Annotated in this window: 19 protein-coding genes; 10 read left to right on the top strand and 9 right to left on the bottom strand. The window is 63.8% G+C overall.

Features of this window, described 5'->3' with window-relative positions; all coding sequences use genetic code 11:
• Positions 1-15: 15 nt before the first annotated feature.
• Entirely contained in the window at positions 16-1545 is a 1530-nt protein-coding gene (locus CMN27_RS01275; protein WP_293623589.1) for a methyl-accepting chemotaxis protein, read from the bottom strand.
• A gap of 149 nt (positions 1546-1694) precedes the next feature.
• Between CMN27_RS01275 and CMN27_RS01280 the strand changes: the two genes are divergently transcribed.
• From CMN27_RS01280 to sat, 4 genes are all read left to right on the top strand, one after another.
• Positions 1695-1949 carry a Trm112 family protein gene (locus tag CMN27_RS01280; protein ID WP_293623590.1) on the top strand — a complete coding sequence of 85 codons (255 nt, stop codon included), beginning with the start codon at positions 1695-1697 and terminating at the stop codon, positions 1947-1949.
• Between the two features lie 130 nt (positions 1950-2079).
• Entirely contained in the window at positions 2080-3426 is a 1347-nt protein-coding gene (locus tag CMN27_RS01285; protein ID WP_293623591.1) for a dihydroorotase, read from the top strand.
• 85 nt (positions 3427-3511) lie between these two features.
• Positions 3512-3946 (top strand): ferric iron uptake transcriptional regulator, encoded by a 435-nt coding sequence (fur, locus tag CMN27_RS01290; protein WP_293623592.1) that lies wholly within the window; start codon positions 3512-3514, stop codon positions 3944-3946.
• Between the two features lie 201 nt (positions 3947-4147).
• Positions 4148-5332 carry a sulfate adenylyltransferase gene (gene sat, locus CMN27_RS01295; protein ID WP_293623593.1) on the top strand — a complete coding sequence of 395 codons (1185 nt, stop codon included), beginning with the start codon at positions 4148-4150 and terminating at the stop codon, positions 5330-5332.
• Between the two features lie 99 nt (positions 5333-5431).
• Here sat and CMN27_RS01300 read toward each other — a convergent pair whose 3' ends face one another.
• The 4 genes from CMN27_RS01300 to CMN27_RS01315 are packed head-to-tail and all read right to left on the bottom strand — an operon-like array spanning position 5432 to position 7321.
• Entirely contained in the window at positions 5432-5644 is a 213-nt protein-coding gene (locus CMN27_RS01300) for a hypothetical protein (RefSeq protein WP_293623594.1), read from the bottom strand.
• Positions 5641-5997, bottom strand: coding sequence for a DUF488 family protein (locus tag CMN27_RS01305; protein WP_293623595.1), 357 nt, complete (start codon positions 5995-5997; stop codon positions 5641-5643). Before CMN27_RS01305 ends, CMN27_RS01300 begins: the two co-directional genes overlap by 4 nt.
• A gap of 29 nt (positions 5998-6026) precedes the next feature.
• Positions 6027-7001: a cation diffusion facilitator family transporter gene (locus CMN27_RS01310; protein ID WP_293623596.1), complete on the bottom strand. Its 975-nt coding sequence runs from the start codon at positions 6999-7001 to the stop codon at positions 6027-6029.
• Between the two features lie 5 nt (positions 7002-7006).
• A complete protein-coding gene (locus tag CMN27_RS01315; protein ID WP_293623597.1) occupies positions 7007-7321 on the bottom strand; it encodes a metalloregulator ArsR/SmtB family transcription factor in 315 nt (104 codons plus the stop codon).
• 86 nt (positions 7322-7407) lie between these two features.
• Between CMN27_RS01315 and CMN27_RS01320 the strand changes: the two genes are divergently transcribed.
• Positions 7408-8097 carry an HAD family hydrolase gene (locus tag CMN27_RS01320; protein WP_293623598.1) on the top strand — a complete coding sequence of 230 codons (690 nt, stop codon included), beginning with the start codon at positions 7408-7410 and terminating at the stop codon, positions 8095-8097.
• A gap of 6 nt (positions 8098-8103) precedes the next feature.
• Here CMN27_RS01320 and gltX read toward each other — a convergent pair whose 3' ends face one another.
• Complete coding sequence (gene gltX / locus CMN27_RS01325) at positions 8104-9534, bottom strand: glutamate--tRNA ligase (RefSeq protein ID WP_293623599.1); 1431 nt, start codon at positions 9532-9534, stop codon at positions 8104-8106.
• Between the two features lie 131 nt (positions 9535-9665).
• On the opposite strand from gltX, the gene CMN27_RS01330 reads away from it, so the two are divergent.
• Together CMN27_RS01330 and CMN27_RS01335 are read left to right on the top strand one after the other, a co-directional pair.
• The gene (locus CMN27_RS01330) at positions 9666-10103 is read left to right on the top strand and encodes a MarR family winged helix-turn-helix transcriptional regulator (protein ID WP_293623600.1); all 438 of its coding nucleotides are present in this window, start codon (positions 9666-9668) and stop codon (positions 10101-10103) included.
• A complete protein-coding gene (locus CMN27_RS01335) occupies positions 10100-10846 on the top strand; it encodes a siderophore-interacting protein (protein ID WP_293623601.1) in 747 nt (248 codons plus the stop codon). The genes CMN27_RS01330 and CMN27_RS01335 overlap by 4 nt, the downstream gene beginning before the upstream one ends.
• 21 nt (positions 10847-10867) lie before the next feature.
• Here CMN27_RS01335 and CMN27_RS01340 read toward each other — a convergent pair whose 3' ends face one another.
• Entirely contained in the window at positions 10868-11743 is an 876-nt protein-coding gene (locus CMN27_RS01340) for a LysR family transcriptional regulator (protein ID WP_293623602.1), read from the bottom strand.
• A gap of 87 nt (positions 11744-11830) precedes the next feature.
• Here CMN27_RS01340 and CMN27_RS01345 point away from each other — a divergent pair, with 87 nt between their 5' ends.
• Positions 11831-12580, top strand: coding sequence for an NAD(P)H-dependent oxidoreductase (locus CMN27_RS01345; RefSeq protein WP_293623603.1), 750 nt, complete (start codon positions 11831-11833; stop codon positions 12578-12580).
• Positions 12581-12628: 48 nt separating this feature from the next.
• On the opposite strand, the gene metE is transcribed toward CMN27_RS01345, so the two are convergent.
• Complete coding sequence (gene metE / locus CMN27_RS01350; RefSeq protein ID WP_293623604.1) at positions 12629-14905, bottom strand: 5-methyltetrahydropteroyltriglutamate--homocysteine S-methyltransferase; 2277 nt, start codon at positions 14903-14905, stop codon at positions 12629-12631.
• 137 nt (positions 14906-15042) lie between these two features.
• Between metE and CMN27_RS01355 the strand changes: the two genes are divergently transcribed.
• Complete coding sequence (locus CMN27_RS01355; RefSeq protein ID WP_293623605.1) at positions 15043-15936, top strand: LysR family transcriptional regulator; 894 nt, start codon at positions 15043-15045, stop codon at positions 15934-15936.
• An 850-nt stretch (positions 15937-16786) separates the two neighbouring features.
• Positions 16787-17419: a 2-hydroxychromene-2-carboxylate isomerase gene (locus CMN27_RS01360; RefSeq protein ID WP_293623606.1), complete on the top strand. Its 633-nt coding sequence runs from the start codon at positions 16787-16789 to the stop codon at positions 17417-17419.
• A gap of 138 nt (positions 17420-17557) precedes the next feature.
• On the opposite strand, the gene CMN27_RS01365 is transcribed toward CMN27_RS01360, so the two are convergent.
• Positions 17558-17821 carry a type B 50S ribosomal protein L31 gene (locus CMN27_RS01365; RefSeq protein WP_293623607.1) on the bottom strand — a complete coding sequence of 88 codons (264 nt, stop codon included), beginning with the start codon at positions 17819-17821 and terminating at the stop codon, positions 17558-17560.
• Positions 17822-17874 lie beyond the last annotated feature (53 nt).

Raw genomic sequence — 17874 nt, forward strand, 5'->3', positions numbered from 1 at the left:
CGCCATGGCCGGCCTTCAGGTCGGCAATACGCCTCGACGTACGGACTCGGTCACCGATTCCTTGGGCGGACGCTGGCGGTGCCGGCGTTCGCGTCGCCCGCCAGGCCCGGCGGTGTCCTCGGCCGGGATACGAAAATAGCCGATCGCCTCGCCGAGCATGTCGGCTTCGCGGTTCAAACGCTCGGCGACGTCGCGCGTGCTCTCGATCGACTGCGCCGAGGCGGCCATGGCCTGCTGCATGGCCCGAATACCTTCGTCGAGCACGTCGAGGCCGACCTGCTGCTCGCCGCCCGAGGCGCTGATTTCGTGCATGCGCTGCTGGATCTGTTCGAACACCGCTACCACGGCCTGCATGCGTTCGGCCGCGCACTCGACATCGGCCACCCCGGTTTCGACATGGCCAAGCGAACGCTCGACACGTTCGCGGATCGAGCGGGCGATATCGCTGCTGCGCTGCGAGAGCTTGCGCACCTCGCCGGCCACGACCGCGAAGCCACGCCCTTGCTCGCCGGCGCGTGCCGCTTCCACCGACGCATTCAGCGCGAGCAGATTGGTCTGTGCGCTGATCGCATCGATCTCGCCGAGCAGCCGGGCGATATCACGGGCGCTTTCATCGACTCGTGCCATCGTATCGTCCAGACGCTGCACGCTCTGTGCACTTTCATCGAGCGCCCCGCCCACGTTCGTGGCCAGATCGTGGCCCTGCTCGGCCTGCTCGGTGCTATGGCGGGTAGTCGTCGCCAGCTTGCGGCTGTTGGTAGCCATGCGTTCGATATGGACGCCGCTGCGCTCGGTCTGAACCTGAAGCTTTTGTTGAACCTGCGTGGCATCGCCACTGAGCCGGCGTACCGCATTCGCTGCCTTGCCGGCCGCGGCCAGCCGCTGCGAAAACCGCGACTGCAGACGGGCGACGGCGGCGACTGCCGGGCGCTGCAGCTCGGCAGCGGTGAATGCCTGGGTGAGCGTGCCGCGTTCGGCCGCTTCGGCGAATACCTGGATCGCGGCATTATCGCGCACCGCGCGGCCCAGGCTTGCCGCGATATAACCGAGCACGCCGGCATAGACCGCCAGCGCGCCGGCATGCATCGCGAATAGCACGGCCGGCGCCGTGGTCTGGCCGGGCTGTGCATAAAGCGAAACCAGGCCCTGGGACTGCAGATAGGCGAACACGCCTTGATGCGCGATCGCGATAGCCACACCCGCCACCGGCACACGCCAGTCGGCATAGGCCACGAGTGCGGCAAGCAGGATGAACACAGCCAGATGGGCTTCGCCGCGCCCGCCACTCTGTTCGATGAGCAAAGCCGCCAGCACGACGAACTGAGCCGCCATCAACAGCGCGCTGGCCAGCGCTCCCGGCGCAAGGAAAGCGACCAGCAGGGCCACCACCGCGCTCGGCACGAGCACGCCAAGCGCAAGCAGCATGTGTCCCGTGCCCAGCCCCACGCCCAGGCAGAGCAGCATGAACATGAGCGCCATCGTGCCCATGACTGGGTCGATACGCTGTCGGTAGGCGGTCATGAGAGTGCCCGTCGCGTCTTGCATGCTTGTCCCGTTGCACGCCGCGTACATGCTCTCGCCGGCCCACGGCTTATATCCTGAGAACGGATAGCGGCCGTGCCAGGCGATTCTTGAATGGCACGATACCCCGCCGATGCTAGAATCGCGGGCCTGGATCGCAACGAGTGGCCGTCGTGGACAAGAAACTGCTGGATATTCTGGTTTGCCCCGTCTCGGGCGCGGCCGTCACCCTGGCCGATCAGGACACGCTGGCCCGCCTGAACGAACGCGTGAGCGCCGGCCAGGCCCGCTATGCGGACGACAGCACGGTGGACGCCCCGCTCGAACAGGCGCTGGTCACCGCCGACCGCCATACCGCCTATCGCGTGGACGACGGCATTCCGGTGATGCTGCCCGAGCGGGGCATCGATCTATCCAGCCACGCCTAGCATCCGGGCGTTAGCCAGCGACCACGAAGAGATACCGCGTCACGCTGGCCCGGCCTTTCATCCCGTGCGTGGACTCGTACGAAACGGTCACAGGTCATAAACTGGGGGCAAATTCCTACTGCCTCGCCGCATGACCGATTACCTGATTGCGAACGCCTGTCTCGTCAACGAAGGCCAGCGCCGCGAAGCCGATGTGCTCATTCGCAACGGGCGCATCGAAAAGATCGCCGGCCAGATCGACGCCCCGGACGGTGTCGAGGTCGTCGATGCCCAGGGGCACTATCTGCTGCCCGGCATGATCGACGACCAGGTGCACTTTCGCGAGCCCGGGCTGACCGACAAGGCCGATCTGGCCAGTGAGTCGGCAGCGGCCGTGGCCGGCGGTATCACCAGTTTCATGGACATGCCCAACGTCAAGCCGCCGACCGTCGACCACGACGCGATGGTGGCCAAGCATGCGCTTGCCCAGGGGCGCTGCACGGCGAACTACGGTTTTCACTTCGGTGCCACCAACGACAACATCGAAGAAATCAAGAAGCTCGACACCCGCCTGTCGGCCGGCGTGAAGATCTTCATGGGCGCGTCCACCGGGCGCATGCTGGTCGACGACGACCGTGCGCTGGAACAGATCTTCGAGCATTCGCCGCTGACCATCCTCACCCACTGCGAAGACACGCCCATGATCGAGGCGAACGCAGCCCGGGCGCGCGAGCTCTACGGCGAGGATGTACCGATGAGCGAGCATCCGATCATCCGCTCGCGCGAGGCCTGCTATGCATCCTCCTCCAAGGCCATCGACCTGGCCCGGCGCCACGGCGCACGGCTGCATATCCTGCATATCACCACCGCCGACGAACTGGATCTGTTCGAAGCCGGGGCGATGGCCAGCAAGCAGATCACCGCCGAGGCCTGTGCCCATCATCTGTTCTTCGAAGACAGCGATTACGCCGCCCGCGGCACGCTGATTAAGTGCAATCCGGCCATCAAGACCCATGCCGATCGCATGGCCCTGTTGAAAGCCGTGGCCGACGACCGCATTGATGTATTGGCCACGGATCATGCCCCGCATCAGCTCTCGGAGAAGGATCAGCCCTATTTTTCGGCACCGGCCGGGCTGCCGCTGGTTCAGCATGCCATGCCCACGCTGCTCGACCATGTCAGCGCCGGGCATTTCAGCCTGGAACAGCTGGTCGCCAAGAGTGCCCACAACGTGGCGGATCGCTTCGATATCGCCGAGCGGGGGTATATTCGCGAAGGCTACTGGGCCGATCTGGTCATTGCCGACCCGAGCGGCCAGACGGTGGTCGATCACGAGCCGATCCTGGCCAAATGCGGCTGGTCGCCGTTCGCCGGCCATACGTTCCAAAGCCGCATCATGAGCACTTTCGTGTCTGGCCAACTGGCCTATCATGAAGGTAAACTTAGCCGAGGCTGTATCGGCCGAGCGCTGACCTACGATCGCGATCACACGCGCTAGGCAGTGCGACGACCGGGCTGAATCATTCAGCGCCCGGACGGTCCTTACCAACGGACCGTTCTGCGATTCATCGAGGTGCCGACGCATGGAAACCAGCGATCTGCGCAAAGCCGGACTCAAGGCGACACTGCCCCGCCTGAAGATCCTGGAAGTGCTGCAAAACAACCGAGAGGATCATCTCTCGGCCGAAGACGTCTATCGGCGCCTCATGGCCGAGGACGAAGACATCGGCCTGGCCACGATCTATCGCGTGCTGTCCCAGTTCGAGGACGCGGGCCTGGTGATTCGTCACCATTTCGAGGACGGCCATGCCCTGTTCGAGCTGGAACAGGGCCCGCACGATCACCTCATCTGCGTGAAATGCGGCAAGATCGAGGAATTCTTCGATACCGAAATCCAGCAGCGTCAGCGCGACGTGGCCCAGAAATCCGGTTTCGATCTGTCCAAGCACACGCTGGTGCTCTACGGCGAATGCCGGGCGGACAACTGCGAAAACGACACCAGCAAGAAAAGCTCCTAGCCGAAACCATTTTGGCCGGTCGGCGCGCCAGCCGATGGGTCGCGGCCTTGTGTCACGGGCATGACGCCCGCAATACGTTAGAATCTGCAAAATCCTGACGATCGAAAACGCGGCGCGACAGCCGCGTTTTCGGTTACGCATGGCACGCTGGGCGCGTCATGCGACCCGTTTTTGCCATTCGACAACGCAAGGCGCGACGACATGATCAAACCGCACGGTTCCGATACGCTCAATCCGCTGTATGTGGCCGACGAGGCCGACCGCGAGCAACTCATACAGGAAGCCCACGAACTGCCGGCGATCACCGTCAGCTCCGCCGCCGCGGCCAACGCGGTGATGCTCGGCGCCGGTTATTTCAACCCGCTGACCGGCTTCATGAGCAAGGCCGATGCGCTATCCGTCGGCCGCGACCTGCGTACCGCCGACGGCCTGTTCTGGCCGGTACCGGTGCTCAACCTTGTCGAGGACATCGAACCGATCAAGGGTGCGGCCCGTATCGCCCTGCGCGACCCGAACGTCGAGGGCAACCCCGTGATCGCGGTGCAGGATATCGAGGGCATCGACGAATTCAGCGACGACGAGCTGAACACCCTGCTCGAGCAGATCTTCACCACCACGGATGAAGAACATCCCGGTGTGGCCACCTTCAAATCGCTTGGCCGCCATGTGGTCCACGGGCCGATCCAGGTGCTGAACTTCAGCTATTTCGAGAAGGATTTCCCCGACACCTTCCGTACCGCCCAGTCGATTCGCGACGAATTCGCCGAACGCGGCTGGGAGAAGGTCGTGGCCTTCCAGACGCGCAACCCCATGCACCGCGCGCATGAAGAACTCTGCAAGATGGCCATGGAAGCCACCGGCGCCGACGGCATTCTCGTGCACATGCTGCTGGGCAAGCTCAAGCCTGGCGATATTCCGGCCAACGTGCGCGATGCCGCCATTCGCACGATGGTGGATCATTACTTCCCCAAGAACTCGGTGATGATCACCGGCTACGGCTTCGACATGCTTTATGCCGGCCCGCGCGAGGCCGTGCTGCATGCGGTGTTTCGCCAGAACGCCGGCTGTTCCTATCTCATCGTCGGCCGCGACCATGCCGGCGTGGGCGATTTCTTCGGGCCCTTCGATGCCCAGAAGATCTTCGAGGAACGCGTGCCCGACGACGCCCTGGATATCGAGATCTTCGCGGCTGATCACACCGCGTTTTCCAAGAAACTCGGCAAGGTGGTGATGATGCGCGACGTGCCGGATCACACCAAGGAAGACTTCGTGATCCTCTCCGGCACCAAGGTGCGTGAAATGCTCGGCAACGGCATCGCCCCGCCGGAAGAGTTCTCGCGCCCCGAAGTGGCCGAGATTCTCATGCAGTACTACCAGAGCAAATAGCGCGCTCGACGCTCGCGCGTCGTTTCCAAAGCCCGGGTGCGCAGGACAACAGCGCCCGGGCTTTTTCATGCCCGCCCGCGGGGCGGCTACGCGCCTGCGCTATCGCCTTTGCTTGCTAGTTTCGGCCGCAGAGGCGCCCTCTTGGCCCACAACCTCGGCCATATCCAGACGGCGTATCACGCTGATCGCCATCTCCAGGGCGCCTTCCCCGCAGAGGCCGGCGATGGCGGCCTCCTCGTAACCCTCAAGCGCGGCTGCGATACAGGCCTCGCGAACGCGTTCGGCGTCGTTCAGGCCGGCCGTATCGCTCATGCGGCGTCTTCCAGCCAGTCCTTGAGCACGACGGCGTGGTTGCATTCGGTATCGCGGGCGGCAAAAAGCAGCGTCACTTCGTCTTCCTGGGCCACGATTTCGCGCAGGGCATCGAGAGCCTCGTTGTCGGCGTCGTCCAGCTCGGCGCGATAGCTTTCGCGAAATTTTTCCCAGCGATCACGATCGTGGCCGAACCAGCGCCGCAGTTCGCTCGACGGCGCCACCGATTTGTACCAGTCGTCCAGTGCGGCATCGGCTTTCTTGACGCCGCGCGGCCACATGCCATCCACCAGCACGCGGCGTCCGTCGTCATCGGATACCGAATCGTAGATACGCTTGAGTTGTATCGACATGGCCAATCCTTGCCCGTTGCCTGTCGGGCTTACGTAGCCACGCCGCAGTCCGTGTCCACCGCACAGGCCCTGGCGGTCTGGCGGTCTTCCGGCTGCAGCGTGGTATGGGTGATGGAAAATCGCTCGGCGAGCAGCGTCTGCAGTCGCGGCAGGATGGCCTGCCAGTCGCTCATGCGACCAATCTCGATATGCGCGGCCAGCGCGCGCTGGCTCGAAGACAGGCTCCAGATATGCAGGTCGTGCACCGCATGCACCCCTTCCACGCCGGCCAGTTCATCGCTGACCCGCGTCGCGTCCACGCCCTTGGGTACGCCTTCCATGAGCACGTGCACCACATCCTTGAGCAAACGCCAGGCCGAGACCAGAATCAGCGCGCTCACGGCCAGCGACAGCAGCGGGTCGATCGGCATCCAGCCGGTCAGCAGAATCACCGCGCCGGCCACGATCGCGGCCACCGACCCGAGCAGATCGCCCAGCACATGAATGAGCGCGCCGCGCACGTTCATGGTCTGTTCGCCGCGCATGAGAATGGCGGCCACCGCGATATTCATCACCAGCCCGATGGTAGCAATCACCATCACCGGCATGCCCGCCACCTCGCGCGGCTCGGCGAAACGCTGTATCGCCGAAAAGGCGATCGCCACGACCACGACGATCATGAGCACGGCGTTGATGAGCGCACCCAGCACCTCGGCGCGCTGCAGGCCGAAGGAATGCATCTTGGACGCCGGTCGTTTGGCCATCCAGGCCGCCAGCGCGCCGATGGCCAGCGAGGAACTGTCGGTGAGCATATGGCCGGCGTCGGACATCAAGGCCAGCGAATCGGCCCACCAGCCGCCGACGGCTTCGACGAAGGCAAAGGAAAGCGTCAGGCACAGCGACAGTACGAGCGCCCGGCCACTGCCGCCATGATGATGGTGGCCGCCCAGGCCATGTTCGTGTTCGTGTTCGTGTTCGTGACCGTGTTCGTGGTCATGACGGGCGTGGGCATGCGCATGGGCCATGACGACTACTCCTGAATGCTGTGCTCGACCATGTCGCGCAGCACGCGCTGTACATGCGCATCGGCGGCCACATAGAACACCTGCTTGCCGCGACGCTCGGCCCGCAGCAGGCGCGCGGCCCGCAGCAGGCGCAGATGATGACTGGCCAGCGACATGGAGATATCGATATCGGCCGCCAGCGTCTGCACGCTCTGCGGCTCTTCGAGACAGGCATAGACCAGCGACAGCCGGTTCGGCTCGCCCAGCAGGCGAAACATCTCGGCCAGGCGCGAGGTCTGGCCGGTGCTCAGAACCTGCAGTTCAAGATACGTGGTGGTCATGCGAACCTCGACAATTGAACAAGCATTGTATCGAGCGAGCGCCTGTTATGGTATTGCGCACAATAAAACAGCGGCGACGGCTTCCGTTGCGATCGCAATACCGACTGCTCAGCTTCGACGGCGACATGACGCTCTGGGATTTCGAGGCCAGCATGCGTGCAGCACTCGAAAACACCCGCACGCTCCTGATCGAGCGCCGGCCGCATATGGCTGCGGCGCTTGTCGATATTACGCCAATGATGGCTCTGCGCGATCGCATTCTGGCCGATGAAGGCGCCTCGGGCCTGTCGTTTGCCGAGATTCGCCGGCGTGCGTTTCATGCGCTGCTCGCCGAACACGACCGGCCCGACGAGGCATTGGGCAATGAGCTATATGCGGCCTATCTGCAACACCGCCTTGAGGCAACGTCCTTGTATGCCGATACCGCCCCGTTTTTTGGCGCCCTCGACAAAAGCCTCCGGCTCGCGCTGCTATCCAATGGCAATACCCATCCGCAGCACCTGGGGATCGCCAATTACTTCGACGTAATCGCGTTTGCAGACGACGCCCACCGGCCCAAGCCGGCAGCCGACATGTTCTCGCACGCGCTCATGCGTACCGGCTGCAGCCCGGCAGATATGATCCATGTCGGCGACGCGCTGGATACTGACGTGGCCGGCGCCAACGCCGTCGGTGCCACGTCGGTCTGGCTCAACCGCGACCGCCGGGCCAACGATACGGCGATCGTGCCGGATTACACGATCACCAGCCTTGATGAGTTGAACGCGCTGCTATAGGCGCGTCTAACCCTGTTCCGAGGCGAATGCGACCACCGCCGCATCCAGGCGTGCCAACGTTTCATCGCGCCCGAGCAGCACCAGCGTATCGTCGATCGAGGGCGATACCGGCCCGCCAGTCACCGCAATTCGAATCGGCTGGGCGACCTTGCCCATGCCCACCTCGTTGTCGCTCGATACCTGCTTGACCACCGCGCTCGCGGCTTCGCCGGTCCAGTCGTCCAGCTTCGCCAGGCCATCGCGTACCTGGGCGAGCAGGTCCGGCGTATCCGCCTTGATATGTTTCTTGACCGCCTTGGGCTCGTATTCGTCCACCGGCTGGAAGACGAACAGGCTCTGCTCGGCCATTTCCAGCACCGTCTTGCAACGGCCCTTCTGGATCGCGGCGATTTCGGCCAGACGGGTATCGCCCACGCCCTCGATGCCCAGGCGTGCCAGATGCCAGCGCAGCTCGCCGACCAGCTCCTCGGGCGCGGCCATCTTCAGGTGTTCCTGGTTCACCCACAGCAGCTTGTCCGGGTCGAAGGTCGAAGCCCCGCCCTGGACATGCTCGATATCAAAATGCTCGAGCATCTGTTCGCGGGTGAAGATTTCCTGATCACCATGTGCCCAGCCCAGGCGCACCAGATAGTTGAGCAGCGCGCCGGGCAGATAGCCTTCTTCGCGATAACGCATCACGCCGACCGCGCCGTGGCGCTTGGACAGACGCTTGCCGTCGGCGCCCAGAATCATGGGCACATGGGCATAGACCGGCAGCTCGGCAAAATCGCCGATCAACGCCTTGAGGATATTGATCTGGCGCGGCGTGTTATTGACGTGGTCATCGCCGCGAATGATGTGGCTGATGGCCATGTCCATGTCGTCGACCACCACACAGAAGTTGTAGGTGGGCGTGCCGTCAGCGCGGGCAATCACCAGATCATCCAGCTCGGTGTTGGAGATGGTGATATCGCCCTTGACCATGTCATGAATGACGGTCTGGCCGTCCAGCGGCGTGGCAAAACGAATGACCGGGTCAACGCCCGCCGGCGGCTCGGGCAGGGTCTTGCCCGGCATCGGCCGCCAGGTGCCGTCGTACTTGGGTTTCTCGCCCCGGGCCCGCGCGGCCTCGCGCATGGCCTCGACTTCCTCGGCGCTCGAATAGCAGCGATAGGCCTTGCCTTCGGCCAGCAGCCAGTCGATGACTTCGGCATAGCGATCGAAGCGCTTGGTCTGGTAGTAGATCTCGCCGTCGTGTTCGAGATCCAGCCAGGCCATGGCATCCAGAATCGCCTGCACGGCTTCGTCGGTCGAGCGCTCGCGATCGGTGTCCTCGATACGCAGCACGAAGCGCCCACCGCTGGCCTTGGCATGCAGCCAGGAATACAGCGCGGTACGTGCACCCCCGATATGCAGATAACCGGTCGGCGACGGCGCGAAACGGGTGGTGATGGTCATAGGAGCAGGCCGGGCGGGTAATGACAGGCGACGTAGTTTAACAACCCGCCCGGCTGTCGGTGGCACCCGATTAGTTGACAAAATCAACCAATGCATCGACCATCAGTTGCCTTAGTCAACTATTAAGCGTCATGCACCCCCCCATCGGCGAAACCCTGCACCGGCTGCTGCATGCCTACAAACGCGCCCTGCGCGAAGGTTATGCCACCGCGGGCATCGAACTTACCGTGGCCCAGATCCGCATGATCAAGGGCATCGCCGGCGATCCGAACGCCTCCGCTCAGGACATCGCCACGCGCACGCGTCAGGACAAGGGCCATATCGCCCGTCTCATTCGGGATCTGGAAGGCCTGGATCTGGTGACACGCCGCCCGCACCCGCAAGACAGCCGGTATCGCCAGCTCCTGCTCACCGACGCCGGCCGAGCGCTCGCCGAACGCATCGCCGAAGTCGAGGCCGAAGCCGGGACGCGCATGGCCGGCCAACTGCCGGCAAACGATATCGAACGCTTCATCGACATCGCCGAGGCGATGATCGCCAACCTCGAACCCCGCGAGAACCCGCTATGAGCCGCCGCGCCCCGCCTCGTACCTTCACCGTGCTCGACAAGACCGAGATCACCCCGAATATGCTGCGCATCACGTTGGGTGGCGAAGGCATGGACGACTTTCCGGCCGATCAGCCCAGCGCCTATGTAAAACTTCAGCTGCCGCATCCGGAGCGCGAAAAGCCTTTGCTGCGCACCTACACCATCCGTGCCCAAAGACCGGATGCCGTGGATATCGACTTCGTACGCCATAGCGACGACGGGCCGGCCGCGCGCTGGGCCGAAACCGCCGCGCCCGGCGATACCATCGATATCGCCGGCCCGGGGCCAAAGAAACGCGTCGATGCCAGCGCCGACTGGGTGCTGCTCATCGGCGATATGACCGCCCTGCCCGCGATCAGCGCCAACCTCGAACAGCTGCCAGCGGACACCCGCGGCCATGCCGTGATCGAAGTCGTGGACGAACGCGATATCCAGCCGCTCTCCGCGCCGGAACACCTACAGCTGCACTGGGTCATCAACCCCCAACCCGGCGAGAACAGCGACGCGCTTTTCGATGCAGTCCGCGCACTCGACTGGCTCGACGGCCGGGCGGCAGTCTGGTGCGCCTGCGAATTCCAGACCATGCGCCGCCTGCGCACCTACCTCAAGCAGGACCGCGATGTGGCCCGCGAGGAAATGTATATCTCCAGCTACTGGCAGCACGGCGCGAACGAGGAGAGCCACAAACAGGCCAAGAGCGCCGATGCCGAGCGCGCCGGCTGACGACCGGCCTTATCGCCGCGCCTATGCCCCGGACAGCCGTGCCCGCAGATCCGGGGGCTCGAAGGCGTCGATGAGCGCCTGGCGCAGCACGCGCACCCTTGCCGTACGGCGCATGTCGGGATGCACCAGCAGCCAGATCGGCGTGCTCAGTGGCGGAATCGGCTCGGTAACACGTACCAGGGCTGGATCATCATCGGCGAGATAACACGGCAGCAGCGCCTCGCCCACGCCATCGGCCACCGCACGCTGCATGGCGAGCATGCTGTCGACCTGCAAGGCGATGTCGTCTTGATCGACGTAAGCCGCCATCCATCGGTGCAGGGCTGCAAACGGCACGGCTTCGCTCAGCCCGACCCAGGCGTTGGGCGGCGGCGCATGCTGCGCGCAGCGATAACGCGCCATGGCGATATCGCCCAGCCGCTGGGCAATCAACGGGTCCGGCGGCGCGTCGGCGGCACGAATCGCCAGATCGGCATCGCGGCGCGCCAGATCGAGGGGCGCGTTGGACAACCGCACATCCAGACGAATAGCCGGAAAACGTTGGCGAAACGCTCCCAATACGGGCGAGACGAGGCCGTGCAGCAGTGTATCCGTGGTGGTCAGGCGTACCGTGCCGGCCGGGGTGACGTCGCGTCCGGCGATACGGCGCGCGGCATCGATTACCGCGCCGTCCATGTCGTCGGCCACGGCCACCCATTCCGCCCCGGCCGCGGTCGGTACATGACGCCCCCGATCACGTTCGAACAGCGCCGTGCCCAGGGCGCGTTCACAGGCAATCAGTCGTCGGTAGACCGTGGCGTGGTGCAGCCCGAGCGTGCGCGCAGCACCGGCCAGCGTTTCGGCCCGTGCAATGGCCAGCACCAGGCGCAGATCGTCCCAGGCGATATCAGTTTGCATACGCGCAAATACGGCTTGCCGTTCTGTCTATTTCGCGACGATAACGCAAACCACAGACTGAAGGCCCGGTTTCAAAGGCACCCCGTCATGCACGCCCATATCGTATTCGCCCATCCCGAACCCGCCTCCTTCAACGGCGCGCTCGCCGATACCGCCGAGCAGACGCTGGCCGACCAGGGCCACAGGGTCACCCGTTCGGATCTCTACGGCGAAGGTTTCGACCCGGTCGAAGGCCCGGCCCACTACGACTCACGCGCCGATGCGGACTATTTCTCGGCGCTGACCGAACAACGCCATGCAGGCAATGAGCGCACCCGTGCACCTGACGTACAGCGCGAAATCGACCGCTTGATGGCGGCGGAGATGGTCATCCTCCAGTTTCCACTCTGGTGGCATGCCCAGCCGGCCATCCTCAAGGGCTGGTTCGATCGCGTATTCGTCTACGGCGAGCTCTATACCGGGCGCATGCGCTACGACGAGGGCGTTTTCAACGGCAGGCGCGCCTTGCTGTCGGTGACCACCGGCGGGCCGGCGGCCACGTTTTTGCCCTACGGCCGCGGCGGGCCGATCGAACGCCTGCTCTGGCCCATCCACTACTCGCTGCACTATATGGGTTTCGATGTGCTGCCACCGTTCGTCGCCCACGGCATTCAGGGCGGCGGTATCGCCTACGAACAGCGCGACGTGTTCGAACAGCATCTCGACAGCCTGAAACGGGGCTGGGCCGAGCGCCTGAACACGCTCGACTCGGCCCGACCGATCCCGTTCACCGGCTGGCAGGATTGGGACGCGAACGGCGTACTACGCGCCGATCATCCGCTGCGCTGGGGCCCGTGAGGTCGCAGCCGGCCGCCCCGACGAGCTAGCGGGGCGGCGGCGATCGCCTCAGGCGGCCTGTCTCTGGCGCAGTTCGCGCGCAGCGTCGACCATATGCTCTAGCGCCGGCCGAACCTCGGCCCAGCCGCGGGTCTTGAGGCCACAGTCCGGGTTCACCCAGATCCGCTCGGGCGGCAGCACTTCGGTGGCCTTTTCCAACAGGGCGATCATTTCGGCCTTGGCCGGCACCCGCGGGCTGTGGATGTCGTAGACGCCCGGGCCGATTTCGTTCGGGTAGCGGAATTTGACGAAGGCATCCAGCAGTTCCATCTGCGAGCGCGAGGTTTCGATGGAGATGCAGTCGGCGTCCATGGCCGCGATCGCTTCGATGATGTCGTTGAACTCCGAATAGCACATATGGGTATGCACCTGGGTGTCGTCGGCGACCCCGCCTGCGGTCAGGCGAAAGCTTGCGCTCGCCCAGTCCAGATATTCGGCCCACTCGGAGCGGCGCAGCGGCAGGCCTTCACGAAAAGCCGCCTCGTCGATCTGGATGGCGGCCAGGCCGGCGGCTTCCAGATCGCAGACCTCGTCGCGAATGGCCAGGGCCACCTGCTTGACCGTCTCGGACCTCGGCTGGTCATCGCGCACGAACGCCCACTGCACCATGGTGACCGGGCCAGTGAGCATGCCTTTCATGGGCTTTTCGGTCAGCGACTGGGCATATTTCGACCATTTCACCGTCATCGGCTCGGGCCGCGAGACGTCGCCGAAGATGATCGGCGGCTTCACATAGCGCGTGCCATAGCTCTGGACCCAGCCGAACTTGGTGAAGGCATAGCCGGCCAGCTGTTCGCCGAAATACTCGACCATGTCGTTACGCTCGAATTCGCCGTGTACGAGCATGTCGAAGCCCATGGCCTCCTGCATTTCCACGGCCTCGGCGATCTGCGCCTCGAGAAAGGCATCGTAGTCGGCGTCGCTCATATCGCCGCGCTTGTGGGCCGCACGGGCCTTGCGCACCTCCGCGGTCTGCGGAAAGGAGCCGATCGTGGTGGTGGGGAAAGCCGGCAGATCGAGCTTGGCCTGCTGTTTCTCGGCCCGTTCGGGATAGGCAGAAAAACGCCGATAGTCGGCATCGCTGGTATCGGCCATCCGGGTTTTGACCGCGCTGTCATGGATACGCGTCGAGTTGGCGCGGTCGACCATGGCGGCCGCGTTGGCGGCGAGCATGTCCTTGTCGACCTTGCCGTCCACCGCCCCGGCGAGGAATACGATCTCGTCGAGCTTTTCCTCGGCAAAGGCCAGCCAGTTGAGCAGTTCATCGTCGAGCTTGTGCTCGCTGCGAAGGGTCACCGGGCAATGCAGCAGCGAACAGCTGGGCGCGACGATCAGGCGGTCGCTGCCCAGCTCGCCGAGCACAGGCTGCAGTCGGTCCAGCGCTCGGGTGAGATCGGTTTTCCAGATATTACGCCCATCGACGATACCCACCGAGAGCAGCTTGTCGTCCGACAGGCGTGCGGCCACGGCCTCGATTTCATCGACGCCGCGCATGCCGTCGATATGCAGGGCGGCAACCGGCAGGGAGACGAACAGCTCGCGGTTGTCGGCCAGGGCACCGAAATAGTTGGCCACCATGACCTTGATGCCGGCAACGCCCGCGAGTGCATCGTAGGCCTTGCGAATGACCTCGCGCTGGGCATCGTCCAGGTCAAGTGAAAAGATCGGCTCGTCGATCTGCAGCCATTCGGCGCCCTCGGCGGCCAGCCGTTCGGCGATCTCGACATAGATCGCGATCAGCTCGTCGGCGAGGTCAAACTTGTTCAGATCGGAGCCGTCGGTGACCTTGCCCAGGCTCAGATAGGTCGCCGGGCCGACGATCACCGGCTTGGTGATCATGCCCTGCGCCCTGGCCTCGGCGAACTCGTCGAAAATCTTCGTGCCGACCAGCTGGAACGTGGTATCGCGGGTGAATTCCGGCACGATGTAGTGATAGTTGGTATCGAACCATTTGGTCATTTCGCAGGCGATCGCGGCGTCGGTGCCACGGGCCATATCGAAGGCCACGTCGATATTCATGGTCTGGCCATCCCAGCCAAAGCGGGGCGGCACGTTACCGATCAGACACGACAGACCCAGCACCTGGTCGTAGAAGGAGAAATCGTTCGACGGGATCAGATCAATGCCTGCCGCCTGCTGTTTCGCCCAGTTGGCACGGCGCAGCTCGGCGCCGGTGGCTTCGAGACCGGCATGGTCGAGATCGCCTTTCCAGTAGGCCTCGGTGGCCTTCTTGAGTTCGCGGCGCTCGCCGATACGCGGGAAACCGAGGTTCTGGGAAATCGTCATGGTCGCTCCGATAGGTGTGGGGTGCTGCCGACGTCCGCTGCCTGACTCCGGTATTCGCGAACCGGAACTCTATAGCGGGCGACTGATGAATAAAATTGGTATATTTGCATTAATAAATGAATTCCGCTCATTGACTGATGATCGAGCGTATCCACCTGAGCATCCTCCGGGCGATCGAGCGGGAGGGGTCGCTCACCGCCGCTGCCCGAACCCTGCATTTGAGCCAGTCCGCCCTGAGCCATGCGATCCGCAAGCTCGAACGACGCTCGGGCGCGACGATCTGGAGCCGGGAAGGCCGGCGGGTACGGCTCACCGCCGCCGGTGAACAGCTGCTGATCGCCGCCAACCGGCTGCTGCCCCAACTCGAACGCGTTGACGACATGCTGGCCGACTATGCCAGCGGCACCTTCGGCGCCCTGCGTATCGGCATGGAATGCCATCCCTGCTATCGGTGGCTGCTCAAGGTGGTCGAGCCCTATCTGAGCGCCTGGCCGGGGGTGGATGTGGACGTGGTGCAACAGTTCCAGTTCGGCGGCATGGCCGCGCTGTTCAACCACGAGATCGATATCCTGGTCACGCCCGACCCGCTCAACAAGAAAGGCGTGCAGTTCGAGCCGGTGTTCGACTACGAACAGGTGCTGGCCGTGGCTGCCGACCATCCGCTGGCCGCCTGCGACGTGGTACGGGCCGAGGATCTGGCCGGGGAAACGCTGTTGTCCTACCCGGTCGACCCCAGCCGGCTGGACGTCTACGTATCGCTGCTGACCCCGGCCGGGGTCATGCCGCATCGTCACAAGACGGTGGAATCGACCGACATCATGTTGCAGATGGTGGCCGCAGGCCGCGGTGTGGCAGCCCTGCCGCGCTGGTTGATCGAGGAATACCAGCCGCAGCTTGCGATCGTTGCCCGGCCGCTGGGCGAGCAGGGTATCGCCAAGCAGATTCATCTGGGGGTGCGTCGGGGGGATCGTGGGCTGCCGGCGCTCGAGGGGTTTCTTGAGCTTGCCGCTGCGCACAGGGGGAGGGTTTGATTGGGGGTTTTCCTTCGCAGCGCACTCCCCTACTGGGCCACATCTATTTCTGGAGTTAATTCAGAAAACGGGCGCTTCGAGCTACACGTTTTTCAGCACTCACGAGTTTATCGAACCCTCGGTTTCGCACTGCTGTGCGACTCCCTTTCGTTTGCTCGTCCAAACGAAAGGAAGCAAAGAAAAAGACGCCCGGGTTACGCGTCGGCGCTGCGCGCCGAACCACTGCCAGAGCAATAAGAAGTTCTCGGGCCGAAGGGTGCGGCAAAAACTCGGGCGGCTTTCGCCGCCCTCAAACACCTTGCCGCACCGGCGCAGTGCGCCGGGAACCCTTCGGCCCTGTGCTTCTCGTTCGCTTCACACGGGGCCTGAATACAGACGGGTAACCCATAGCAGTGAGTTGGTACGGCTACACACCGGAATCAAGGCTATTGGCTACGTTCTTGTCGGATTACGCCTTCGGCTAATCCGACCTACACCAATCGTGACCTTGAGCGAGCGATAGCGAGCTTGTCTGTATTGGGCCCCTTGGGCGCAGCGCCGAGCAGCGCGGCCGGCAAGCGGAAAAGACGGCCGGATGTTTGAGCGCAGCGAGTTTCCGGCCGCCCCGCTTGCCGGCTGCGATGGGAGGGCATCGGCGCGTAGCGCCGACGCAAGACAGGGTGTCCTTTGCTTTGGTGACTTTCATTTGGACAAGCAAATGAAAGTCACTCGCGCAGCAGCGCGAAACCACAAGCCAAAATGCACCCCCTCAGTTGATTCAGACCGCACGCGGATTCGATCTACGATCACCGCCGAACTCACGGACTCGGCTAATCTTGCATTTCGCGCCACAGCCGATTCGGGATATCCCATGAACAAACCCCACACCATCGACTGGTACTTCGATTTCATCTCCCCATTCGCCTATTTCGCCTGGCAGCGCCTCGGCGAGTTCCGAGAGCACGCCGTGGTGGCCCATCGCCCCATCCTGTTTGCGGGCGTGCTGGCCCACCACGGTCAGAAGGGGCCGGCCGAAATCGACCCGAAACGACGCTGGACCTATCGCTGGTGTGCCTGGCATGCGCGCGAAAACGGGCTGGCGTTTCGCATGCCGGCCGCGCATCCATTCAACCCGTTGCCGTATCTGCGGCTGGCAATCGCGGCCGGCAGCACGGCGGAGGCGATCGACCGCATCTTCGACGGACTATGGACGACCGGCGTCGACCCGCAGGATCCGGCCGTGGTGCAGAGGCTGGCGCAGGCGCTGGACGTGGACCCGGCTGGACTCGCCGCGCCCGAGGTCAAACAGCAGCTGCGCGTCGAGACCGAGAACGCCTGCGCGCGAGGCGTATTCGGCGTGCCGACGCTCGCGATCGGCAACGAACTGTTCTGGGGTGCGGATGCGATGCCCATGGCCGCGCAGTATCTGGCCGATCCGGCCACCCTGGATGACGATGCCGAGATTAAGCGGGTGTCCGAGTTGCCCGTTGGGGCCATGCGGTGAAACAACCGAGCCACCCAAGTGGCCATCTAAAAACGCGAATAGCGGACACGCAAAAGCCGGCCGGCGTATTTCACGCCGGCCGGCTTGCATGCATCACGCGCCGCGCCCGAATGCGATCGAACGCGGGGGCCAGAAGCCTTACTGCTTCTTGGCGCCCTTCATCATGCCAAAGCGGCGGTTGAAGCGCTCGACCTTGCCGGTCGTGTCCATGATGTTCTGCTTGCCGGTATAGAACGGGTGCGTCGCACTCGTGACTTCCAGCTTGACGAGCGGGTACTCGTTGCCATCTTCCCATTCGATGGTTTCGTTGGTCTCGATGGTCGAGCGCGTCAGAAACGCGAAATCGCCGCCCATGTCCTTGAATACGACGGGGCGATAATTGGGGTGGATGTCTTTCTGCATGGCCTGCTGTCTCGACTGTCGATCGTTAAAAAGTAAAACCGTTGCGATTCGCG

The organism is Salinisphaera sp., assembly GCF_002729955.1.
Classification (GTDB): domain Bacteria; phylum Pseudomonadota; class Gammaproteobacteria; order Nevskiales; family Salinisphaeraceae; genus Salinisphaera.